Source organism: Acetobacterium sp. UBA5834 (genome assembly GCF_002435675.1).
Classification (GTDB): domain Bacteria; phylum Bacillota; class Clostridia; order Eubacteriales; family Eubacteriaceae; genus Acetobacterium; species Acetobacterium wieringae.
The window spans coordinates 17,597-39,237 of the sequence record NZ_DJGY01000048.1 but is presented as its reverse complement, the minus strand read 5'-3'; the positions used below and the strand labels follow the sequence as shown (position 1 = coordinate 39,237).

General features: G+C 41.3%; 23 protein-coding genes and 1 tRNA gene. 1 reads left to right on the top strand and 23 read right to left on the bottom strand.

All coding sequences use genetic code 11. From position 1 onward, the window contains the following. Nucleotides 1-66 precede the first annotated feature (66 nt). From nusG to B3F51_RS09770, 22 genes are all read right to left on the bottom strand, one after another. Nucleotides 67-603, bottom strand: a complete 537-nt coding sequence (gene nusG, locus B3F51_RS09875) for a transcription termination/antitermination protein NusG (protein ID WP_070372471.1) — start codon at nt 601-603, stop codon at nt 67-69. Nucleotides 604-616: 13 nt separating this feature from the next. Further along, complete coding sequence (gene secE / locus B3F51_RS09870) at nt 617-994, bottom strand: preprotein translocase subunit SecE (RefSeq protein ID WP_084633762.1); 378 nt, start codon at nt 992-994, stop codon at nt 617-619. Nucleotides 995-1,012: 18 nt separating this feature from the next. Then, a complete protein-coding gene (rpmG, locus tag B3F51_RS09865; RefSeq protein ID WP_014355470.1) occupies nt 1,013-1,162 on the bottom strand; it encodes a 50S ribosomal protein L33 in 150 nt (49 codons plus the stop codon). A 256-nt stretch (nt 1,163-1,418) separates the two neighbouring features. Beyond that, a complete protein-coding gene (locus B3F51_RS09860; RefSeq protein ID WP_242871638.1) occupies nt 1,419-1,916 on the bottom strand; it encodes a GNAT family N-acetyltransferase in 498 nt (165 codons plus the stop codon). A 76-nt stretch (nt 1,917-1,992) separates the two neighbouring features. Beyond that, entirely contained in the window at nt 1,993-2,178 is a 186-nt protein-coding gene (locus B3F51_RS09855; protein WP_070372470.1) for a hypothetical protein, read from the bottom strand. Between the two features lie 179 nt (nt 2,179-2,357). Further along, a tRNA-Arg gene (locus tag B3F51_RS09850) sits at nt 2,358-2,434 on the bottom strand. Nucleotides 2,435-2,576: 142 nt separating this feature from the next. Next, the gene (locus B3F51_RS09845; protein WP_139142397.1) at nt 2,577-3,410 is read right to left on the bottom strand and encodes a M15 family metallopeptidase; all 834 of its coding nucleotides are present in this window, start codon (nt 3,408-3,410) and stop codon (nt 2,577-2,579) included. A gap of 216 nt (nt 3,411-3,626) precedes the next feature. Beyond that, on the bottom strand, nt 3,627-3,845 hold the full coding sequence (locus tag B3F51_RS09840) for a hypothetical protein (RefSeq protein WP_286946829.1): 219 nt from the start codon (nt 3,843-3,845) through the stop codon (nt 3,627-3,629). Next, nucleotides 3,846-4,268 carry a DUF3842 family protein gene (locus B3F51_RS09835; protein WP_070372467.1) on the bottom strand — a complete coding sequence of 141 codons (423 nt, stop codon included), beginning with the start codon at nt 4,266-4,268 and terminating at the stop codon, nt 3,846-3,848. Nucleotides 4,269-4,271: 3 nt separating this feature from the next. Next, a complete protein-coding gene (locus B3F51_RS09830) occupies nt 4,272-4,469 on the bottom strand; it encodes a CooT family nickel-binding protein (RefSeq protein WP_070372466.1) in 198 nt (65 codons plus the stop codon). Between the two features lie 157 nt (nt 4,470-4,626). Next, complete coding sequence (locus tag B3F51_RS09825; protein WP_286946828.1) at nt 4,627-5,274, bottom strand: hypothetical protein; 648 nt, start codon at nt 5,272-5,274, stop codon at nt 4,627-4,629. 177 nt (nt 5,275-5,451) lie between these two features. Then, the gene (gene acsB / locus B3F51_RS09820) at nt 5,452-7,620 is read right to left on the bottom strand and encodes an acetyl-CoA decarbonylase/synthase complex subunit alpha/beta (protein WP_286946864.1); all 2,169 of its coding nucleotides are present in this window, start codon (nt 7,618-7,620) and stop codon (nt 5,452-5,454) included. A gap of 72 nt (nt 7,621-7,692) precedes the next feature. Continuing rightward, a complete protein-coding gene (locus tag B3F51_RS09815; RefSeq protein WP_148636695.1) occupies nt 7,693-8,478 on the bottom strand; it encodes an AAA family ATPase in 786 nt (261 codons plus the stop codon). 26 nt (nt 8,479-8,504) lie between these two features. Continuing rightward, on the bottom strand, nt 8,505-10,403 hold the full coding sequence (gene cooS, locus B3F51_RS09810) for an anaerobic carbon-monoxide dehydrogenase catalytic subunit (RefSeq protein WP_286946826.1): 1,899 nt from the start codon (nt 10,401-10,403) through the stop codon (nt 8,505-8,507). Between the two features lie 284 nt (nt 10,404-10,687). After that, the gene (gene acsE, locus B3F51_RS09805; RefSeq protein ID WP_070372462.1) at nt 10,688-11,473 is read right to left on the bottom strand and encodes a carbon monoxide dehydrogenase/acetyl-CoA synthase methytransferase subunit; all 786 of its coding nucleotides are present in this window, start codon (nt 11,471-11,473) and stop codon (nt 10,688-10,690) included. Nucleotides 11,474-11,546: 73 nt separating this feature from the next. Next, complete coding sequence (acsC, locus tag B3F51_RS09800) at nt 11,547-12,887, bottom strand: acetyl-CoA decarbonylase/synthase complex subunit gamma (RefSeq protein WP_286946824.1); 1,341 nt, start codon at nt 12,885-12,887, stop codon at nt 11,547-11,549. Nucleotides 12,888-12,906: 19 nt separating this feature from the next. Further along, entirely contained in the window at nt 12,907-13,842 is a 936-nt protein-coding gene (gene acsD / locus B3F51_RS09795; protein ID WP_250933428.1) for an acetyl-CoA decarbonylase/synthase complex subunit delta, read from the bottom strand. 185 nt (nt 13,843-14,027) lie between these two features. Beyond that, nucleotides 14,028-14,684 (bottom strand): DUF3786 domain-containing protein, encoded by a 657-nt coding sequence (locus B3F51_RS09790; RefSeq protein WP_286946822.1) that lies wholly within the window; start codon nt 14,682-14,684, stop codon nt 14,028-14,030. Next, nucleotides 14,684-15,331 (bottom strand): DUF3786 domain-containing protein, encoded by a 648-nt coding sequence (locus B3F51_RS09785; RefSeq protein ID WP_286946820.1) that lies wholly within the window; start codon nt 15,329-15,331, stop codon nt 14,684-14,686. Before B3F51_RS09785 ends, B3F51_RS09790 begins: the two co-directional genes overlap by 1 nt. A 15-nt stretch (nt 15,332-15,346) precedes the next feature. After that, nucleotides 15,347-17,272: a corrinoid activation/regeneration protein AcsV gene (gene acsV / locus B3F51_RS09780; RefSeq protein ID WP_286946818.1), complete on the bottom strand. Its 1,926-nt coding sequence runs from the start codon at nt 17,270-17,272 to the stop codon at nt 15,347-15,349. Nucleotides 17,273-17,331: 59 nt separating this feature from the next. Then, on the bottom strand, nt 17,332-18,117 hold the full coding sequence (locus tag B3F51_RS09775) for an AAA family ATPase (protein ID WP_026394536.1): 786 nt from the start codon (nt 18,115-18,117) through the stop codon (nt 17,332-17,334). A 577-nt stretch (nt 18,118-18,694) separates the two neighbouring features. Continuing rightward, a complete protein-coding gene (locus tag B3F51_RS09770; protein WP_228882597.1) occupies nt 18,695-19,498 on the bottom strand; it encodes an ATP-binding protein in 804 nt (267 codons plus the stop codon). Nucleotides 19,499-19,597: 99 nt separating this feature from the next. Between B3F51_RS09770 and B3F51_RS09765 the strand changes: the two genes are divergently transcribed. Next, a complete protein-coding gene (locus B3F51_RS09765; protein ID WP_148636679.1) occupies nt 19,598-20,254 on the top strand; it encodes a Crp/Fnr family transcriptional regulator in 657 nt (218 codons plus the stop codon). 26 nt (nt 20,255-20,280) lie between these two features. Here B3F51_RS09765 and B3F51_RS09760 read toward each other — a convergent pair whose 3' ends face one another. Further along, nucleotides 20,281-21,612, bottom strand: coding sequence for an HdeD family acid-resistance protein (locus B3F51_RS09760; protein WP_286946815.1), 1,332 nt, complete (start codon nt 21,610-21,612; stop codon nt 20,281-20,283). Nucleotides 21,613-21,641 lie beyond the last annotated feature (29 nt).

The window sequence follows — 21,641 nt, the reverse complement described above, 5'->3', positions numbered from 1 at the left end:
ACACCTCCTTCATTTTATTATAGTTTTTTTTCTCCTAATGGAGTAGCATGAAGAATAGTTTTTTCCTTAAGTGTTTATTTTTTCTATTTGTTCAAATCCCAGTTCAGCGAGGGTATCTCGACCAAACATGGAAACATTGACCTTGACCTTTGATTTCTCGGCATGCACTTCTTCAATAACACCGGTGAACCCTTCTAGTGGTCCTTCAATGACCTTCACTTCTTCACCAACGTGCATACTGATTTCCACACGCTGCTGACGAATGCCCATACTCTTAAGTTCTGACTTTGAGAGCGGAACAGGTTTTGAGGCAGGACCAACAAACCCGGTTACACCACGGGTATTTCGGACAACATACCATGAATCATCTGTCATGAACATTTTAATCATGACATAACCTGGAAATAGTTTTTTTTCCTTAACGACTTTTTTGCCGTTTTTACTTTCCACTATTTCTTGTACGGGAACCTGAACCTCAAGGATCACGTCCTCCATATTTCTGTTTTCGACGGTGGCTTCAATGCTTGCCTTCACCTTATTCTCATAACCGGAATAGGTATGCGCAACAAACCATTGGGCCTGTTCCTGTTGATTAGTATCCATGGTTCTCCCTTACCTAAATGTTCATAAATAACGCGGCAAGTGCACCTAATCCTGAATCAACAACCCAAACGAGAAAAGTGAATATCCCAACAATTCCGGCAACAACGCCAGATTTCTTTATCAATTCATCTTTAGTTAACCAAGTAACTTTTCGCAGTTCATGATGAACGCCTTTTAAAAAGCCGACCATCTTCTGAAAAATATTCGGTTCCTTGCTTTTATCGCTTGACTTCTTTGCTGTTTTTTTCTCATTTTTTGCCGTTGACTGAGGCGCTTTCTTTTCCTCTTTTACAAGGTTTGCAGCCTTATCATCGGTTTTTTGTGCCTGTTGTGGGGTGTTATCTTTTCCTTGTTTACTACTGGCATTTTTACTTTTTTTGTTAGTTGCCATGATATTCCTCTTTATCCATTATTTCGTTTCTTTATGTGGTGTATGCTTCTTGCAAAACTTGCAATATTTATCCACTTCTAAACGATCAGGGTTATTCTTCTTGTTTTTCATGGTATCGTAATTTCTTTGCTTGCATTCTGTACATGCTAAAGTAACTTTTACTCTCATTCCAGCACCTCCTACATCCTTATATCAACACCCGCAGGAACATGCAGGCACACGTTCCCTATTTTCATAGTCACTAACATAGAATACCATAAGACCCCGATTTTTGTCAATGAAAACATTGATAATCATCCATGATTTTCTTTATCGGTGACTGCCTGATTAATTACTATTGCGGTTCAAATAAAAAAAGGCATATAGCCTTTTGAACAACATTAAAATTATATCAGCAACGCCGAAAATAATCAAGCAGCATTTACTATTTTTCTATTTTTAATCCCCAATAATCACAGCCGATTAAGTTTCCGTCGATATCAACCGCCTCCGGCATATGCCCCCATAACCTGAACCCATGTTTTTTGACAAGCTTGCGGCTGCTGATATTGGTGTCAAATACGACTGCCACCAGGTTTTTGAATCCGATTTCCCGGGCCGCTTCTATCGCTCGCTGCATTAACATTGAACCAATGCCCTGGCGGTGAAAATGGCTGTCCAGGTAATAACTTATTTCTGAAGTAAAGCGAAACCCCTCTCTGCCAGCGCGAAATTCAGTGAGCGTCACCCAACCAACCACCTTGCCATCGACTTCGGCCACATACATCGGATGTCGTGGCGCCGAATGATGAATGAACCAGTCTTTGCGCATCTCCATGGTTGCCGGCGAAAGCTGGGCCGTAAATTTTCGGGCCGCAATGGATTCGTTCAGAATTTCCAGCACTCTGAGGTAATCTCTTTCTTCTACTAATCGTATTTCCAATGTGTCAATTATCTCCTGTATCATTCAGATTGTTTTTTTGTGTTCGGATGATTTTTTAAAACTCGTTATCAACCGTTTATTTGCGACCAATTTTCCCAAACCAGGCAATTATCACCGTTGCGATAAAAATAATGGCAACGACCCCTACCGTTGTAATCAGCGGAGAGAGGATCACACTGATCCAGGCAATAATGATCGGAGAAATGAGCGCAAACAATAGAAGCAGTCCACAGACAATTAAATACTTTTTATAATTTTCCATCAGCATTCCCCCGCTTTGTGGCATTGCTACCGCTTAATAACTCTAAGAAGTATAAGCCTTGTTGTCACACTTTGCAACCGTTTCTTACTTATTTAATTAATTATTTACATCCATCTGTATTTTAAACACCGATAGTTAATTCCGCCAATAAAAAAACGGCCATCGCCGCCACATTCAAATGGTGCACCCGAGAGGATTCGAACCTCCGGCACGCAGTTTAGGAAACTACTGCTCTATCCACCTGAGCTACGGGCGCACAAAATACTTGCTTATTATATCAGACAATTAATTCTTTGAAAATAGTTTTTTTATCCATTCTGTCTCAGGAAACACACTGAAATTTCACAAAAGGATACCCTAGGATATCCTTTTGTGCATTTATATTTTTTAACCAGACCCTAATTAGTGCCATAGTATTCTTCCATGGTTTTTCCGCTATTGTAAATCGCCGTCGCCACATCCACACCCAAATAGCGCAAATGCCAGGGCTCGTAGGCGTAACCGGTAATATCGGTTTTACCCTGAGGATAACGGACAATAAACCCGTACTTATGGGCGTTATCCTTAATGAATTGTCCTTCAGGTGTTGCACCAAAGCTCTCTAACAGATCAAAACCAACAGTCGCACTGGTAACATCCATGGCTAAGCCCAATTGATGCTCACTCATTCCCGGTCGGGCGCTGACCAGTTCGGCCCCGTCAACCCCATACGTGTCCACATTCCAGGCATACAGCTCGGACTGGGTTTCATATGAACGATAACCCGAGCAGCAGTATAATTCTAAACCAGCGCTCTCTGCCGCTTTAAACAGTTTTGTCAACCCGTCAGCAGCGACACTTCTCAGCTGGGTATCCCGGGTTGATGGTAAGTCAACAGTGACCAGATCGCTGGGGATATAGCTGGCTGAAATACTATGGTTTTTATTAACCAGTGTCGTGATACTATCTGTGCCGGTTCCACTTTCTGCGGCGTTGTTTTTTTCTTCTTCTTTTGTTTCGCTCTGTGCCGGTTGTTCGGTTACAGCCGCCTGATTTGTTGTCACCGGATCAGACTCTGTTTTTGCATTCGTTGTTTGCGCCGTTGATGCCTGTGAATTTTTCTGGTTGGTGGTTTCTGACTGGGTTTCGTTCCGATGCCAAAAACCGAGCGTTAAAACTGCAATAGCCAGAATCAAAATAGCCGCCAGACCACCACATGCAACGATAAAACGTTTTTTATCTTTGATTCGCATTTTTAAACCTTCTTCTTTTTTGATAATTTCATTATACACCAACTTTTAAAAGTTCGCATAATTTTTTATGAAAAAATCCCCGGTCGAACATTATATGCTTCCGGGGATTTGTCACATTAACAGGTTTAATTCGATGCTACAATAAAAAAAACAGAACAAAAAGTCCTGCTTTCAAGCATGGCAATAATCATTATGATGCGATTTATTATTCTGTTATTAAAAGCGCATTTTCGCTTCCATAATCTTCTTTTGAGCTTCTCGCATTTTAGCGATCGCTATTAAAATCTCCTGGGACACATTGTCCTTTGATGTTCCCTGCAATTTATCGGCCCATTCCTGATAGCCTGCAATATGGTCTCCGGTGTGATTAATCCAATGAGCAAGAAACACCTTGAAAATATCGGCTTCTTTATCCATATTTAATTTTTCATCCATCTATACGTCTCCCAAATTGAGTTCTTTTTTAATCAAGGATACTGCTTCACGAATTTGAAGTAGTAATGGTTTTTCCTCCAGTGAAACAATATGGTGATTTTCCGGTAGAATCGGAATATAGATTTTAAATCCATCACTATTTCCAATGGCTTCAACCATTTTCGGAGTGACTTCTCCCATCATCGAGTTTGGAATGGTCATCGCAATTGAACTGATGATAAAATCAGCTTTTTTCACGGTAACAGCAATGGCATTTTCGCCAGTAGCACCTTTATTGGCGCCTTTTTTTAACATCGCCGCAGTGGCCAGCGCATTGGTTCCCAAACCATATATTTCAATATATGGTGGTATTTCATCTTTTAAAATACCGACAATTCGAGAGCCAATGCCTCCTCCCATGCCGTCTAGCACTACTATGTTCATCGTCTAGACCGTTGTTCCTTCAATAATAATTTTGTGGTTAAGAAGCTTGACTTCTTTTAATTTGCCTTGAACAATTTTTGTACCGCCCAATAAATCCGACAGGGTTAAACTGCCATCTTCATTTGGAACGATATCAACAACGTAGTCCATAATTTTAGTTTCTCCTTCAGGAGTGATCATATAAGCTGAAGATTCACACATGTTCTCAGTCTCCTTTCTTCTAATTGAGGTTATTTTAACATAGTCTGCCCCCTAACACAAGTCAGGGGGCAACTGGTTTATTATAAGTTTTTAGACGACTTTCATCGCTATTCGTATCATCCGCACTGGTCGAGTAATGTGCAAATTTTAGAATTGCTTAACCTAACTCTTTTTTTGCTGCCACCAAATGCTTATCGGCTTCGCTCATCAGTGCAATTGCTTCGATTAAGGACTCGGCAACATCATTTTTACCCAAACGATTCATTTTTTCAACCCAGGTGTTGTATTCCATGGCATGATCCTGATTGTGCGCCACCCAGTGATCGAGTAGCAATCCCAGGATTTCAACATCCTTATTTTCGACATCACCACCATGGCAACAACCGGCGCCGTTTTTATTGTGGTGTCCACAATGGCCATCACCGTGAACATGGGGGTGGGGATGATCATGGCCGTGTGTGTGATCGTGTCCATGCGAATGATCATGGCCATGGGCATGGGCTTGACTTTCATGACCATGGGGATGCTCATGTTTATGAGGGTGAGGATGGGCATGCTTATGGGTATGTTCATGCTCGTGCTCAGCTGTATGGGCATGTTCGCTCCCGTGGTCGTGGTCATCGCTATGAGGATGACTATGAGTGTGACCATGTTCGTGATTATGTTCATGAATGTGTTCATGACCTTCATCCCCGGTATGCGGATGCGAATGTTGATGTTCATGTTGGGCTCCGCCTAAATGCGGATGGCCTTCTTCGTGGTCATGATGTTCGCCATGGCTGTGTTGTTCTTTATTGCTACACATATTGTTTCCTCCTGTTGATCTGATTTTTTTATAATTATAGCATCCTTTTCTTAATAAATCGATAGCTATTTTGAATTATTCTAAACTGCATAAATTTATGTTTTGGGTTAAAAAAAGGCAGAACACGTCTGTGTTCTGCCTTCAGGCATGTCTTTATTTTGACGGGGTCAAAATGTATTACATAATTGGATCCATTGCAAGTGCTGGATGTCCTTTTGATTCTAGGAATTCTAAAACTGCTTCAGAATCGCTGGCAATTGTTTCGTCACAAACCATGTCTGCAAAGTTTTCAATGCCGGTCATTTCTTTAACTGCTTTATTTAAACGTTCTGCTACATCATCTTTTAATTCTTTTGGCATCCAAACGATTCGTTGTAAACCGCCTTCAGCTGACATGAATTTTTTAGAACCGATCAGGAATCGACCATGACCCATGAAGCCTGGAGTTTGAACCCCACCACCGGTCATTGAAGCCAATTCACCGAAAGTCATACCAACTGGTGAAGTATCACCGAACTCACGGTTTACAATGATAACACCGTTTGCTTCTGGCATGATACCACAGATACATTCGAAACAACCACATGATGTCATTGGATCTTCAAGGATTGAGTACAGTGTAACTGCTTCAACAGCGCCTTGAGAATCTCTGGCTACTACTTCATTTACAGAATCCCAACGTCCTAAACGTTCGTCAGTAGCTTCGCCTTTAACGATTGGTTGGTTAGGTCCGGTTGGATCCAATTCTTTAGTTGCTTTAGCATCTAACCAGGAAACAGCACCACAAAGACCTAAACGTTCTGGTGTTACAACACAAACGTGGCTTGGAGCAAATGATTGACATAACAGACAGGTATAGAATTCATCAACACTTTCATCTGTCAGAGCGCCCATTCGTTCGTCACGTTCAGCATAGATCGGTTTAACCAGTTCTTCGCCAAGACGTTTTACATCTTCTGCATTGGTGTAAATGGTAACTTCACATTTGTCAACAACTTTATCAAAGTCAGAACGCATTTTTGCATATAAAACTTCACCGATGTGTCTTAAACGGAAGCCTTTTTCAAATGCTTCTTTTGTTAAACGGATCCATGCAATATTTCTTTGACCAACATGCATTGCGCCTTCAATATAGTTTGTGAAGTAATGGATACGTCTTTCCAGTACGGTTTCAAAGTCTTTTTGCATTGCTTTGCCACCAACTTTAACAACAACACCCATTGGCAGACGAACAACGTCTTTACCTTCGAACATAGCGTCATCAATGTCAGGTCCTACCACAGTAATTTTGTGGTCTTCCATTTCAGCAACATCACCAGTTGTTACAAGTTCCCAACATTCCGTTTTGTTTCCACCGAATTCAGCAAACATGGTATCTTTACGAACACGTTCACCTTCGAAGGCTGAAGAAACAGCAACTGGACAGTCGATTTCAGTAACTTTGATTTTGATGTTACGGGCTTCTAAAGAAGTAGCAACAACTTTGCTGTTGTCTGGTTGGTTTAATAATAAGGTTGGTACTTCGTTGATGTATGTTTCAGTTACAGCTGGGAAGCCTAACTCGATAGCAGCAGCTCCGGCAGCAATAATTTTGTTATCCCATGGTCCAAATACGTTAACAAACGCTTTAACACGGTTTTTGGTATAGGTACGGTGAGCCAGGAAGTCGCCAGGAGGTGTCGCACCAAAGATTAAGCTGGCACGAAGCGCTACTGATACAACGTGGATAACAGATTCAATTTCGTATCCCAAAGGAATAACGCGAAGGTCGATACCCATTTTGATTTTTTGTTCGATAGCCTGGTCGATTACTTTACCAACCATGAAGGTTAATAAACCTTTGCCCTGGTAATCTTTAACGATGGTAGCCAGCATTTCAGCATCTTTGCATTCACCGATAATAACAGCAACACCTGGGATGTCGTCGGTAACCAGTGGCACACCGAAGTTACGAACTTCAGCATCAGTGATATGTCCTAAGTAACGAACATCAGTTGTATTTAAATCTTCAACTGCACGACCTGCGTATGGAAGATCTTCATAAACATATTTAACTGCTTCAATGATTTCCGCACACATTGCAGCAGAAGTTCCGGCATCTAAGCCTTGTTGCAGGTAATTTGTACGGTTGATCTTAGCTTTTGCAAGTTCTAAGGCTTCTTCTAATTCACCTACGTTGGTAACTTTTTTACCGGTGATGGCATAGATACAAGGCAGTGCGTAAGCAGTACCGGGGAATTTTACTGGTGTTTCTTTTCCCTTTTCAGCAACGACTTTGGCAACCATTTCTTCAGCACGTTGCTGATACTGGGCTTGACCGTCGTAAACAATATCAAAAAGATTCATATTCATATGGACTTTTTCCTCCTTAGATTCGTTCAATTAACATTAGATTTTTGTTGCTTTATTTAAAACTCGTTATTTCTTTTTTTCCTGTACAATTTCCAGAATCCGCTTACCTAAATTGGCAATGTCTTCTTTCATGACAGGATCGTCATAGGGTGATTTGTTGTTTCGGTCAGATTCTGAAATCGCATCACGGTAGTTTAAGAAACCAATAATGTTTTCAGCTCCGATTTTTTCGGTAAGAAAGGCGATATCTCCATCATTGCGGATTTTATTTCCAATAACATAAACCTGTTTAACACCAATATCCGTAGCCATGGATTTAACTTTATGATAAGTTTGAATACTGCGAACGCCCGGTTCAACGACGACGATAAAGGCATCGACGGCACCAGCGGTTCCACGTCCCAAATGTTCAATGCCGGCTTCCATATCCATGATGACCACATCTTTCTGGTATAAAACCAGATGGCTCATCAGCATTTTTAAAAGCACATGCTCCGGACAGACACAGCCGGATCCACCCGTATCGACCGTCCCCATCGTCAGTAATTTGACACCATTAAATTCCTTGGCATAACGGTCAGGGATATCAGCAACCTCCGGATTCATTTTAAACATTGATCCAAAAGAACCGGTATCGGCAGCAGTACGTTCTTCAATCATGTCTTTCATTTCAGAAATGGGAACAATACTGGCAATCATTTCTTCGCTCATGCCCAGGGCAAGGCCAAGATTGGCGTCGGGGTCAGCATCAACTGTTAACACATTATATCCCTGGTCGGCAAAATATCGGCTCAAACTTGCTGAGATGGTTGTTTTTCCAACCCCGCCTTTTCCTGTTAATGCTATTTTCATTTTATCACCTGTCTATCTTTATATAATTAGATACCTAATGCAACTCGTTTTGCTTCAATATCTTCCATGATTTTATCAACCATGACAATTGGATCTTTTTCGAATACGAAGTGGGCACCGATGAATTCCTGAACATCTTCAGTCATCAGTTTTGTGAAGTTTGGTGAACCCAATACTTGTGGAATAACACCCAGATAAGTATTGATACCAGAACCAACTACGTAGTTAGCGATCGCAACGGCTTTTTCTGACATCCATTCTGGAGCGATACCAACAACTGGTAATAAAGCTGGATCGATTCCTTTTAAATCTGCACACAAGTTTACTAAGTGAAGGATACGGCTGATATCTACACAAGAACCCATATGAAGAACTGGTGGAATGTTTACACGTTCACAAACTTCTAACAGTCCACGACCACATTTTTCTTTTGCTTCTAATGTTAATAAACCAGCTTTTGCAGCAGCTTGAGCAGCACAACCAGTAACAACACAGATGACGTCACGTTTGATCAGTTCTTCCATAACTGTGATATGTGCATAGTCATGTGTTTGTTTAGGATTGTTACAACCAACAACACCAGCAGCTCCACGGATAACACCGGCATAGATAACGTCGGTTAATGGTTTAACTGTTCCCAGACCATCTTCTAACTGAGAGTTAACAACTTTGTCCAGATGATCAATGATGGTTTCTACAGAGTAACCAACCATTGTATCTTGTTTAATGTCTGGAATTTCTACTTTGGAAGCATCTCGATTTGGGAAGTTGTTGATCGCAATTTTTACGATTTCAGCAGCATTTTCTAAACCAGTAGCTTCAGAGAATTCGATGTACATGTCACCAGCGATTTTTGCTTTTTGTGATGTACTGATGAATCGGGTATGGTAAGTTTTAGCCAGTTCTGGAAGAGCTGGGAAGATACATTGAACGTCAACAACAACAGCCTCCATTGCACCAGTAATAACACACATTTCTTGTTGGTAGAAGTTACCAGCAATTTTGATACCATGACGCATGGTCATTTCATTACCAGTACAGCACATCCCGACGATGTTAATGCCTTTAGCACCAACAGATTTAGCCATATCGATCATTGCTGGATCTTGAGCAGCTAATACAATCATTTCTGAAAGGTTAGGATCATGACCATGGATCATGATATTTACCTGTTCAGCATCAATAACACCTAAGTTAGAAGAAGATGCACGAGCGGTTGGTGTTCCGTAAAGAATGTCAGAGAATTCGGTACCGATCATAGATCCGCCCCAACCATCGGCCATACCAGTTCTCATCCCACGTCGGAAGATGCTTTCGTAGTCAGCAGCACAACCCATGTGTGTTGTATGAAGCAGGGTTACAACTTCCTGATCGATTGCTCGTGGTGCAATATCTTCACGTGCCCAGATTTCCTGACGAGCTTTTGGTGCTCTTTTTAAGAAACGTTGAGTTCCAAAAGGTTTACCAAATTCTTCCAGAGCGATTTCAGCCATTTCATGGGCTAATGCGTATGTTTCTTTAGTTTCAGCATCTGCAATTTCCCATTCTTTGGCAATTCGTCGTAATTTAGCTTCATCACGTACTTTAAAAGGACCTTCAGCTTTTGCATGATGCATAGCATGAACGATATCACGGGCATGATCCGAGTGAGCAGATGTACCTGCAGCAACCATTCTGGCAAAGTTTCTGGCTACAATTGTGTCAGCGTTTGCTCCACAAATACCTCTTTCAGCACCTTTTCCAGGAACTGGACTGACTCGACATGGACCCATTGCACAAATTCGGCAACATACCCCTGCTTCCCCAAAACCACATTGGGTTTTTTGTGCAGCACGGCGATCCCACATTGTTTCTGCGCCATCTCTCTGAGCTTTCGCAAGGGAAGCTTCAGCGACCTTATCGTAGTTTAAAATTTCATTGCTCATATTTTTTCTACCTCTCTAAATTTTATAATTTATATCAAAGCACCTGTTTCGTATAATAGATAATTTTTACGGATTTGCAAAAAGTTTTATCATATCGAAAAAAATAATCAAATTACCCTTTACAAACATTGTTAAATGTTATACAATGTAGGTGAGTGATACATTATACATAGTTGTTTGCTCCTGACTTTCATCGTAACTTGTGCGGCAAGTGATGAATTATGGTCGGGGGCTTTTTTTTATGAGTATTTTCAAATACCTGTTATTAATTTATAAAGGTATTTCTAGAACTCAAGTACTGAATCTGCATAAAGGATATTATTTTTGATAATATCGCAGGCAACAATGGTTTCCATTAATCGTTTGTCGCAAGGATTAACGATAGCAGAACTGAATCCACATTGCATTGCCATAGCAACTGTAGCGCTATCTAATAATGGACGGATGTGTTTTGGTGCGCCATTCGATACGTTACTTAAACCACCAGTTGTTAACAGACCCATGTCAGTGATCATTTGAATTGCTTCTAATACATCCCCTAATTGATCTTGCATTCCTTTGATAACAATGAATAATGGGTCAAACAGTAAATCTGTTGGTTCCATTCCTCGTTCCATACCACGTTCTAATAATTCTGAACAGTATGCAATACGTTCGTCATTGCTTCCTGGTACACCTTCTTTAGAGCAAAGAGCGATAACCATTGCATCATTAGCAGCTGCTAAATCAACGTATTCAATACGATCACCTGCATCAGCAGAGTTTACGATTGGTTTACCTTTTGATCGGTTATAAACCTGAATACCAGCTTCAATGGCTTTCATGTTAGCTGTATCAAGTGCGATTGGCACATTATCAAAGTTTTCCTGGAGTAATTTTACACCCCATTGCATTAATTCTTCGCCGCCTTTTTCAGCAGGTCCGATGTTTAAATCAAGATAATCTGCACCAGCATCTAATTGTTCTTTTGCTCTTAAAAGAATTGGCTCTGGATTTCTATCTGCGAATGCCTGACGAATTGCTGGAGAAATACAGTGAATTCTTTCACCAATAACCATGAATTTTGACATATTGTTCCCCTTTCAAATTGAAAAAAATATTTTAGGTGTGCCCGAAGCTATTCCGGGCACAGATTGATATTATTTATGCTTGCATGTCTCTTAAGAACTTAGGTAATTGCATTGCTTCGTTTGGTCCAACGATAACTTCCCAATCTGGCAGTTCTTCCGCTAAATCGCCTTGAAGAACAGCAACCTTACCAGGTAAGATTAACTTACGAGAAGTAGTGATGCTGGCAACGTCTGCTTCTTTAATGAAGTTAGCGATAACGCCAGCGCCAAATTTACCAGCAGCCCAAGCAGTAAGTACTGAGTATCCACCAGCATCTGGAATTGCCAGGTAAGCAGGAACTTTAGATCGTTCGATTTCACCGGCAACAACGAAGTAAGAGAGTGCGAAGTCAACGGTAACAAGAACTGGATCGTTGCCTGTTGGTTTGTTGAATTCATATACCTTCGGTTCAACACGCATTGGTTTTTGAGGATCGGTAAAGATGTTTTGTCTTAAACCAAACAGTGGTAAAGCAGCGTTGAAGTCCATTTCGTCCATAACGATGATTGAACCGTAACGAAGAACGAAAGCTGATGCTAAAGCAATTTGCAGGTTAGTATTAGCTGGTGCCAATTTGTTTGCAAATACAACTGAAGGATATCCGAAAGTACGGTCATTGCCTTTGATTGCTGCTGTACGGATATCAACTGCATTTGCGTAAGCTTCTTTGATTGAAGCTTCGCCAACATTTAATACCAGGTTTTTGTAACCCATTTTTTCGATTTCTTCAACTAAATCGTGTAATGCTTCAATACTGTCTGCAGAAACACCAAGAACAGCATCTGCAGCTTTAGCTACGTCTACCATTGCTGCGGCATTATCTTTGGTTGCACCCATGATAATTGCGCCAGCGCCAGCACCTGCAACCGCTGCTTTTGCTACTTCAGCATCAGTTGTCACGATCATTGGAATTTTGCCACAGTCAGCTACTTTTTTAACAAGTGCTGCAAATTTAGCTGCATCAGCTGCAAAACGGACAGCAACTACTTCAACGAACATCATTTCGCCGATACGATCATAGTTAACTTTCTGTAATGTAGCACAAGCTGCATCCACATCAGCGTCACTCATAGCATCTGATAATTCAACGGCAAACAGGTTTTTGTTAACCAATGTTTTTTCGTGTCTGAATAATACAGTTTCGCCACCAAGAGCTTTTTCAGCATCACCAGAACCAACTTTGATGGTTTTCATTGGAGGAGCTGTAGCTTCTGATAATAATTCTTTAGATTCTTCTGAGATGTATGGACATTTTTCTACAGGTACCCCGCCAGTAGCAGCTTTCATTGAGAAAGCCATACATGTTGGGAAACCACATTCTTTACAGTTTGTTTTTGGTGTGAGTTTAAAGATATCTAAACCTTTTACTGCCATTTGTATTCGCCTTCCTTTCCTAACCTATGATTCCAGCAACTAAAGCTTTAACGGTTTTAGCTGATTCTGGATGTCTTACGATGATAGCGTTTGATCCGCCAACAACACAAGCAGAAGCTGTTGCTACTTCCATACCAATACCACGTGCTTCCTGATCGCCCCATTCTGGTGCATCTTCAATTGTGGAAACCGCTTCTTTTACGCCCCATGCTTCATTAGAAACATTGGTCATAATTGGCATTTGCAGGGATTCATCGTTTTGACCTAAGCCGGCTAAACGAATACGATCCATGGTTGAAGCAACATATTCAAAACCGTAACCGGCTGCTGCTGTTCCAACATCCATGATAATATCTTTGCTCTTAACACCAAGTTGTGTTAATAAGATGTTTAATTGTTTTGCAAGGTTGATATCTACTGCAGATTCAGCTGATACTTTTTGTCCGTAAGCCATTCCGCCAGCAGCACCGATTGTTTTGTAATTGTCTTCTACTGCAGAGAATAAAACGACATTTTTTCCTTCAAGAGCTTTTGCTACTTCTTCTAATAACTTAGCATCTTTTTCGCCGTTTTTACATCCTTCTACTACTAAAGGTACGTCGATTGCAGCTTCTACTGCTACGGCTGTTGCAACACAGCTTTCAACTGATGCATCTGCGCCGTTTGGATCTGCACTTTCAAGTTTAACTAATAGGAAATCAGCACCTGATTTTTCTACTGCTGCTTTTGCTAACGCTGCAGGGTTTTTCAAATCATCTCCGTAAAGTGCTTTGAAGCAATCTGCCCATTCGTCAGTTGTGTCTGAAATTGCGATACCAACCGCAGTTTTAAACCCTTCAGTACCTAAAAATGGTAATGAGTTTTCTCCACCTATGCTGATAGCTGCATCTCCAACACCTATCTCACATACGTTGATCTTGCCACTAAATTTTTGTTCTGCTTTTTTGTATGGCATTCTTTGTTTCCTCCTAACCTGTTACCTTTTTTCAAAATATTTATTTCAAAGTTCAAGACTTTAAAACCAAATTAAAACCATTACATATTCTACAGCTTTTTACCTGTATATATAAGTATACACAGATTGTACTATATTAGTTAAAAGTTTGTCAATTAATTTTCGGCATTTTTCTAAAATTTATCCTATTTTTTTTTAGAGTTTAAAGAGAAAGTAAAGGTTTTCAACGAAATCATCAAAACATCCCCTAAAATTGCCAGATCTTTGATGTTAAAGACGTCTGTTAATTTCTTGTCGAACAAAATTTGAGCTTCAGCTTCGAACTCATCGTCACCAAACCACAAAATCCAGACAATATCCACTCCGGGAGTTACCTTGAACTGCCAGGAAAGATCCCCTTTATTATAGGGAAGCGCTTGCAGTCCATTCATGTATTTTTTTAGTTGCTCCGGCATTTCGTTGCCTATTTGTGCAAAAACTTGAATGCAGCGTTTGTGAAAATTGGAATAATATAAGGGGCCATCCGGAAATTCTTTAAAACTAATCCATTCGTTGGTCGCTTCTTTTCCGTTGGCATTCATTAAATATCTGAGAATAAAAATTTTGATTGAATAATTGTCAAATTCTTCACCGTAAGCGTTTAGCACCACCCCACTGGGATGTTCGACAAAATACGTTTCTCCCAGAACCATTATTTCAAACCGTCCATTTTTCGGATCATAGGGGCAAGAGGCGTTTCTACTCATCTCGCCAGGATCGTGATTTTTAAATAAATCACGATTAATAACATAACTACTCTCCGAAAAATGGGGGTCAATATCCATAAGCTTTGATTGCTTCATTATTTCTTACTGAGTTCTTTAAGTGCCGGAATAAAAATATCGCCCATAACGGCCATATCTTCAGCACTGAAGGCACTGGGGAAATTGGCATCAAACAAGATTTGTGCTTCGGGTGGGAACTCATCATCCCCAATCCATAAAATTACGGTCATGAACATATTGTTAATAACCTCAAAGCGCCACGAGAGATCGCCAATACTTTGGGGTTCTGCGCCCAGAATCGCCATCGCTTTTTTTAACCCCTCAAGATTGTAATTAAAGGTGAAGGCAAACCGTTTTAAACAACGTCCCTCAAAACAGGGATAGTAAATGTTTCCGCCGGAAACATCCCGATAGGCAATGTTTTCGCCGGTAGCCTTGACCCCTTTGGCATTGATCAGATAACGCAGTATCATGGTTTTTAGTTTATAGTTATCAAAATCCTGTCCGTCCATATCCGTCACATCACCCTGAGGATAGGCAACCTTATACGGGGTTCCCATCAGCGTAGCCGTAAAGAAGCGCCCTTCTTCATCATAAGGACAGGTGCTGTTTTTGGCAACAGTCTGGGGATCCAGGTCTTTTAACAAGCTCTTGTAGTGTTCGTAGGGTATTTTATCTTTTCTTTTTTCTTCAATCGCGGTTTCATCCCGTAAGGTATTTTCCATTTAAAATCTCCTGTTTCAGTTTTCCAGAGACGGAAATAAATTCATGTTGGTATGCGGAATAAAGCAAGCTGAGATAAACTCATCCATATAGGTCGGGTGGACGCTCAATTCCATGTAAGTCATATTTTGAGAGATCTCACGGATCTTATCTTTTCCTTCACTGAGGGTCAGAGCCAGATAACATCCCTGCATCGAACTGTTGCCGATATAAAAATATTTTTCCACTGGGATATCTGGCAACATTCCCAAGGCTATGGCATTGGTGATATCCAGGTTAGTACCGATTCCGCCGGCAACATAAATGTTTTCGAGGACGTCAATGGGCATATCCAGGCTTTCCATTAAAATATAAATAGCCGAGAAAACTGCTCCTTTGGCCTTGATAAAGCTATCGATATCAATTTCGGTAATGTAGATATCTTTGGAGCCATTATCCAATTCTTTGGAATAGAGATAGTATTGGCCAATCCCGTATTCATCAAATTTGATCCGGGGATGATCAAGATCCCGCTCCATTCGACCCTTACCATTAATAATACCGGTTCGTTTCATTTCACAAATTAAGTCGATAATCCCGGAGCCGCAGATTCCCACCGGACTGACATGACCAATGGTATTATAAAAAGGTCTTAAATCTTCTTCATTGATCGTGACTTGTTCAATGGCACCTGGTACTGCTCGCGTACCACAGCTGATTTCTCCGCCTTCAAAAGCCGGTCCGGCCGAACAGGCACAGGTCATCAGAAAATCTTTGTTCCCAAAGACAATTTCACCATTAGTACCCAGATCCACCAGCATCGTAAAGTCTTCCCGCATCCATACCGGCACGGCAAAGACGCCGGCAGTGATATCGCCACCAACGTAGCTGGCAACCGATGGGGCCAGATATATTTTTCCTTCCGGATTAACATTGATACCCAACTCAGCACATTTCATTTCGGGAATGTCATTGATGGCTGGGATAAATGGCTCACGCCGTAAATAATCGGGATTTAATCCCAATAACAGGTGGTTCATGGTGGTATTACCAGCGGCACAGACCTCGTAGATGTCTTCTTTTTTAATCCCAACGGTTTTAACCATCTTTTCGATCAGGTTATTGATACTCTCATCGACGATGGCATGACGAAGGTTTTCCAATCCGCCGGGTTTTTCTGAATAAACAATCCGATTGATCACATCAGCCCCGTATTTAACCTGGGCATTGCCCATCGAAGCCTTTGTTAAAATCTCATTGGTATTCATATCCACCAGACAGGCTGATACAGAAGTTGTACCAATATCCAGGGCGATCCCGTACAGCACTGATTTTTCGCTATTGGCCGGTTTGACATCGAGAATTTCAGCTACTTCCCGACGTTTCAAATAAACGACTTCGATTAAAAAATCATTTTTTCTGAAAGCATCCGGCAGTTTTTTCATCACATTCAAACTGATGGTTATATCTTGATAACCAAGATTCTGTTTGAAATAGAGCTTCAGCCGATCTTCATCGGCACAATTGTCTTCAATAGTGGGGCATGGCAACTGAATAATTTCCGACCACAATCGGCTCTGATTAGTCATGCCTTCTTTGATCATTTTTTTTCGAACATACTTGATGTTTTCATTTTCATTGTTTGATAGATCGGTAATCTGCATTTCGTTTACAAAAGAAGACGCCAAATCAGGTACTTCCACCTCGATATCTTCAATGATCGTTGCATTACAGGAAAGAACGATCCCACTGGCCATTTCTTCCTCAGAAATATGTCTGGTTTTTTCGGTTTTAACCTGACCCGATACAATCTTCACCTTGCACTTACCGCAGGTCGCATTCCCGCTACAGGGTGAGTCAATCATGACACCGGCTCTTCTGGCTGCTTCCAGTAAGTTTTCTCCATCGCTTGCAATTAAATCAACCGTTCTTTTTCCTTTAATATTAAATCGTACCTTTTTCATATAACAATCTCCCCTTTTTCTAAAAGGGCTGGATACCAGCCCCGTTTGTTATTTCAGATCTATTTTTTGCCGTTTTTGATGATTTCCAGTTTATTGACAATATCTCTTAAGGCAACCTTGGCTGGTGAATCAGCGGGCAGCTGAACCAGTGGTTTACCATAAGCGTCATATTCAAAAACATTTTGATCCAATGGCACGACACCAATCAGGTCGAGGCCCTGGTTTTTGATTTCTTCGGCGGTTCCTTCGTTTAAGACGCCGTCAGGTGCCCGGTTGACAATCAGTTTGATCACTGGTACTTTTAGTTTCAGTTCACTAACCAGCTCTTTAATTCGGCCAACCGCCTGAATACCACGACGTGAACAGTCACTGACCAGAATCAGCATATCAATTTTGCCAAGAGTACCACGGCTCAGATGTTCCATCCCCGCTTCGTTATCGACGATGATATATTGATAATTTGTTGCCAGCATATCAATTTGCGTTTTCAGAATTCCGTTAACGTAACAGTAACAACCGGCTCCCTGGCTGCGACCCATAACCAGCAGGTCATAACCATTTCCTTCAGCAACTGCCTGATTTAAACGAAGTCTTAAAAAGTCTGTTTTCGTTACACCGGGAGGCAGTGGCACACCTTCCATTTCAGCCCGATTTACTTCTTCTTTGATCTCACCGATGGAAAGATCAACTTCTTCCCCCAGTACTTCGTTAAGGTTTGCATTGGCGTCCGCATCTACTGCTAAAATAGGACCCAGACCTTCTGCAACTAAATATTCAATAAGCATACCGGTAAGACTTGTTTTACCAACGCCACCTTTACCTGCAACTGCAATATTAAAAGCCATAATGTTTTCCTCCATTATCGTTTCTCCGGTCAATTTTCTTTAAACAGTGTATGTTATTATCACTGATTTTTCAACAGGAAAAATTCGTATTTTGTCAACTTGTATATATATGTATCGACAGGGCTATCATATCATAATCATTCTGATTTTACAACAGGACTTTATCACCTAAAGCTCAATTTAAGGCCTTTGTAAAATATTTTTTTCTATTTTCTGCAAAGGTTTACGAAACCTTGAAGACACCTATGTTTTTTTGTGATTAATCATTGCCAATGTATTTAAAACGCATTTGATTTTCATTGCCGGAAAGACCGCTATTTTTGATTTTTTTTTTAAAAAAGCCATATCCCCGGAGATTTGGGATATGGCCCTATTTTTTAGGTAACAAATTTGAGGACAAATTTTTATCGGTAGGTCTGTTTATGGAAATTAATTGTTATTCACATTTTTTAAAACAAACCCTCTCTGAAAGGAAAAATATCAATTAGAACAGCACCGATAGTTCTTTTACTGAAACAGTTGGGCTGATATTTCTACCCTTTCCTGTAATTAAATATTTTTTACGATGTTTTTGTTTTTAGACATTTTCCAATACTTTTCCATCAGTGGTGACGGTTAAGACCTGCCAGGGGATCATTTTTCCTGAATTCTGGAGCGCCGTAGTAACCGCTGCTGTGATGCCTCCGCAACAGGGAACTTCCATCCGCACCACTGTCACACTTTTGATGTCATTAAGCTTTATTATTTCCGTCAGCTTGTCAGCATAGTCAACGGCATCCAGTTTTGGACATCCAATCAATGTGATTTTATTTTTAATAAAGCGATTATGGAAATCCGCATAGGCATAGGCGGTACAATCTGCCGCAATCAGCAGATGTGAACCATTGAAATAGGGGGCATTAACCGGTGCTAATTTAATCTGCACTGGCCATTGTCGCAATTGTGACTCCGGAGCAGCCGATTCCGTTGATTCCGGCGCTGTTGCTGACTCTCGAACAATCGCCTTGGACGAGGAGCCCGGACACCCACAGGCCAGTGGTTCCAAACCATCATCCGCTGCTGCACTTTCCCGGACAATCGTTTTTGCATGCGTTCCGGGGCAACCACCAGCTTTTTTCTCGCCACTGTTTTGAGCCATTTCTTTCTTTTTCATATTTTCCAGCACGGCAGCTTCGTCATAGGCAGCTGCTTCCCGTTCCACAAAGGTAATCGCCCCAGTGGGACAGCTGGGCAGGCAATCCCCCAATCCATCGCAGTAGTCATCGCGCAATAGCTTGGCCACCCCATCCACCATGCCAATGGCACCTTCGTGGCAGGCTTCGGCACATAAGCCACAACCATTACATTTTTGTTCATCTATCGAAATTATTTTTCGGATCATCTTTTTTTCCTCCTTGAAATATCATGTATTGATTTCTTGAGCTAATCATAATATAATCTACCCAAAACTACCGTTGCATATGCAACACAAAGGGAAAATATGGATAAAAATATCGAAGTCTTAAGAAAAGTTAAACTATTTGATGGCATTGATGAAAATCTCGAAGCCATGCTGCAGTGTCTCGGCGGTGAGGTAAAAACCTACGATCGGGGTGAAATCATCCTGTTGACCGGCCAGCCAGTTCCCGCAGTCGGGGTTATTTTATCGGGAGAAGTCCAGGTTATTCAAGAGGATTATTATGGCAATCGCTCGATTCTTACCGAACTGAGCCCCAGCCATATTTTCGGCGAAGCCTTTGCCAGTGCCGGGGTTAAAGAAAGCCCCGTAACTGTGCTTGCCAAGACCAACGCCAGTGTTATGTTTCTGGGCATCGAACGGATTATCAATACCTGCCCCAACTCCTGCGTTTTTCACAATCACCTGATCGAAAACCTGCTAAAAATTCTGGCCCGAAAAAACATTCTGCTGAGTAATAAAAATCAGCTGCTATCCCGTCGAACCATTCAGGACAAGGTCCTCTCCTATTTGTCGCTGCAGGCCGAAAAAAAAGGAAACCTCGCTTTTGAGATTCCCTTTAGCCGCAATGAGCTGGCCGATTTTTTATGTGTGGATCGCTCTGCCTTATCCCGGGTGCTTTCCAAGCTTCAGAAAGAAGGCATCATTGAATACACCAATAACCATTTCAAACTGCTGTAACATTTAATTGCACGGTTTCACAACTTTTACACCGAACTGACACGGTTATCTTTTGCCATATTATTTTCGATATCCTGATAAAGCGTGCGGGAAACCACAATCGAATCGCCGCGGTCATAAAGCCGATCCAGATAGTCGAGATAGGCGCCGGGGGTGATGATGCCATTGACCTTGATCAGGTCAATCCCGGTTTTACCGACAATGGTATCGACCAGTTTAACACAATTGGTTCCCAGGGCATAATAGGTTTTAAATTCATTGCCCTGTTTGAATTTATAAAAACTTGCTTTGGCATCATTATAAAGCTGACTGGAAACATCGGAAAAATCTCTCGGCTCGCCTGCTATTTCACCTTTATCGGCCTGTTCTGCTTTGGGTTCCCAGGGCATTGTTTGCGAAAGCAATTTTTCCAGTTGTTCCTGAACCCCACTTTTTTGTTCCAGAGTCAGCGACAAACCATATCCCATTAAAATTTTCTTTTCAACTTTCAGGGCTTGTTTTACATGTTCCTCTTTAGGCATCTCCACCAACACACCATCAGCTAAGAATCCTCCTAATTTCCAGGTGGAATCATCATAATTGCCATAACTGTAAACACACTCCCCCATTGAGGCATCCACATGACCCATTCCCGGAATCAACCCTTCTCGGGTGTGGATAAATATTTCCATATCGGTAGTTCTTTCTATGCTGTGGTCTTCCAATAACAACAGCGCATCCGGTTCTTCTTCAACCAGTTGATTGACCTTTTTTAACATCCGCATCGGTAAAAAAGCCGCAAATACCAGAGGCAGGGTGACCCGCATGTGCTTCTTGGCTTTTTGAGCGCCGCTATTGTGTTTCATTAAACTGACCAGTGCATCGCCGAAGATATTAAAAGCGAAGAAAATCAGATATACTCCAAAAATGATGCCAAAAATCCGGCCGGTGGTGGCAAAAAAGGCCATATCAATCCCCAACCCGATATAAACCAGGGCCACCAGCATGGTCCAGCCCCAGGAGGCTCCATCGCTCTTAAGTTTCAAACTACTGATTAAAACAAAACAACCGATAATGATTCCCAGCATACCAATAGCGAAACTAAACGGCACTTTCAAAAATTGCGGGTTGGCGTAGGTAAAAATGCCCCCAAACAGGCACAATAACCCGATTCCCAACTCTTTTAGCTTGCTTTCATCTTTTTTTAAAAAAATGGCTGACAAGTACATCACTCCAACGACGACTAACATAATCGATATGCCGGTGATAATAATATCCCAGGCCAATTTCACGTCCAAAAGCATAATCATGCCGCCAATAAATACGGCAATGGATATCAATAACCAGACGACCGGTGCGGTGTTTTTGAATGCTGACATAAAAAGCCCTCCTTTTGGTTTTTTATTCA

Coding starts and splice junctions, on each gene's coding strand:
- nusG (WP_070372471.1), bottom strand. CDS start 603: ATGGATACTAATCAACAGGAACAGGCCCAATGGTTTGTTGCGCATACC.
- secE (WP_084633762.1), bottom strand. CDS start 994: ATGGCAACTAACAAAAAAAGTAAAAATGCCAGTAGTAAACAAGGAAAA.
- rpmG (WP_014355470.1), bottom strand. CDS start 1,162: ATGAGAGTAAAAGTTACTTTAGCATGTACAGAATGCAAGCAAAGAAAT.
- B3F51_RS09855 (WP_070372470.1), bottom strand. CDS start 2,178: ATGGAAAATTATAAAAAGTATTTAATTGTCTGTGGACTGCTTCTATTG.
- B3F51_RS09845 (WP_139142397.1), bottom strand. CDS start 3,410: ATGCGAATCAAAGATAAAAAACGTTTTATCGTTGCATGTGGTGGTCTG.
- B3F51_RS09840 (WP_286946829.1), bottom strand. CDS start 3,845: ATGGATGAAAAATTAAATATGGATAAAGAAGCCGATATTTTCAAGGTG.
- B3F51_RS09835 (WP_070372467.1), bottom strand. CDS start 4,268: ATGAACATAGTAGTGCTAGACGGCATGGGAGGAGGCATTGGCTCTCGA.
- B3F51_RS09830 (WP_070372466.1), bottom strand. CDS start 4,469: ATGTGTGAATCTTCAGCTTATATGATCACTCCTGAAGGAGAAACTAAA.
- B3F51_RS09825 (WP_286946828.1), bottom strand. CDS start 5,274: ATGTGTAGCAATAAAGAACAACACAGCCATGGCGAACATCATGACCAC.
- acsB (WP_286946864.1), bottom strand. CDS start 7,620: ATGAATCTTTTTGATATTGTTTACGACGGTCAAGCCCAGTATCAGCAA.
- B3F51_RS09815 (WP_148636695.1), bottom strand. CDS start 8,478: ATGAAAATAGCATTAACAGGAAAAGGCGGGGTTGGAAAAACAACCATC.
- cooS (WP_286946826.1), bottom strand. CDS start 10,403: ATGAGCAATGAAATTTTAAACTACGATAAGGTCGCTGAAGCTTCCCTT.
- acsE (WP_070372462.1), bottom strand. CDS start 11,473: ATGTCAAAATTCATGGTTATTGGTGAAAGAATTCACTGTATTTCTCCA.
- acsC (WP_286946824.1), bottom strand. CDS start 12,887: ATGGCAGTAAAAGGTTTAGATATCTTTAAACTCACACCAAAAACAAAC.
- acsD (WP_250933428.1), bottom strand. CDS start 13,842: ATGCCATACAAAAAAGCAGAACAAAAATTTAGTGGCAAGATCAACGTA.
- B3F51_RS09790 (WP_286946822.1), bottom strand. CDS start 14,684: ATGAAGCAATCAAAGCTTATGGATATTGACCCCCATTTTTCGGAGAGT.
- B3F51_RS09785 (WP_286946820.1), bottom strand. CDS start 15,331: ATGGAAAATACCTTACGGGATGAAACCGCGATTGAAGAAAAAAGAAAA.
- acsV (WP_286946818.1), bottom strand. CDS start 17,272: ATGAAAAAGGTACGATTTAATATTAAAGGAAAAAGAACGGTTGATTTA.
- B3F51_RS09775 (WP_026394536.1), bottom strand. CDS start 18,117: ATGGCTTTTAATATTGCAGTTGCAGGTAAAGGTGGCGTTGGTAAAACA.
- B3F51_RS09770 (WP_228882597.1), bottom strand. CDS start 19,498: ATGATCCGAAAAATAATTTCGATAGATGAACAAAAATGTAATGGTTGT.
- B3F51_RS09765 (WP_148636679.1), top strand. CDS start 19,598: ATGGATAAAAATATCGAAGTCTTAAGAAAAGTTAAACTATTTGATGGC.
- B3F51_RS09760 (WP_286946815.1), bottom strand. CDS start 21,612: ATGTCAGCATTCAAAAACACCGCACCGGTCGTCTGGTTATTGATATCC.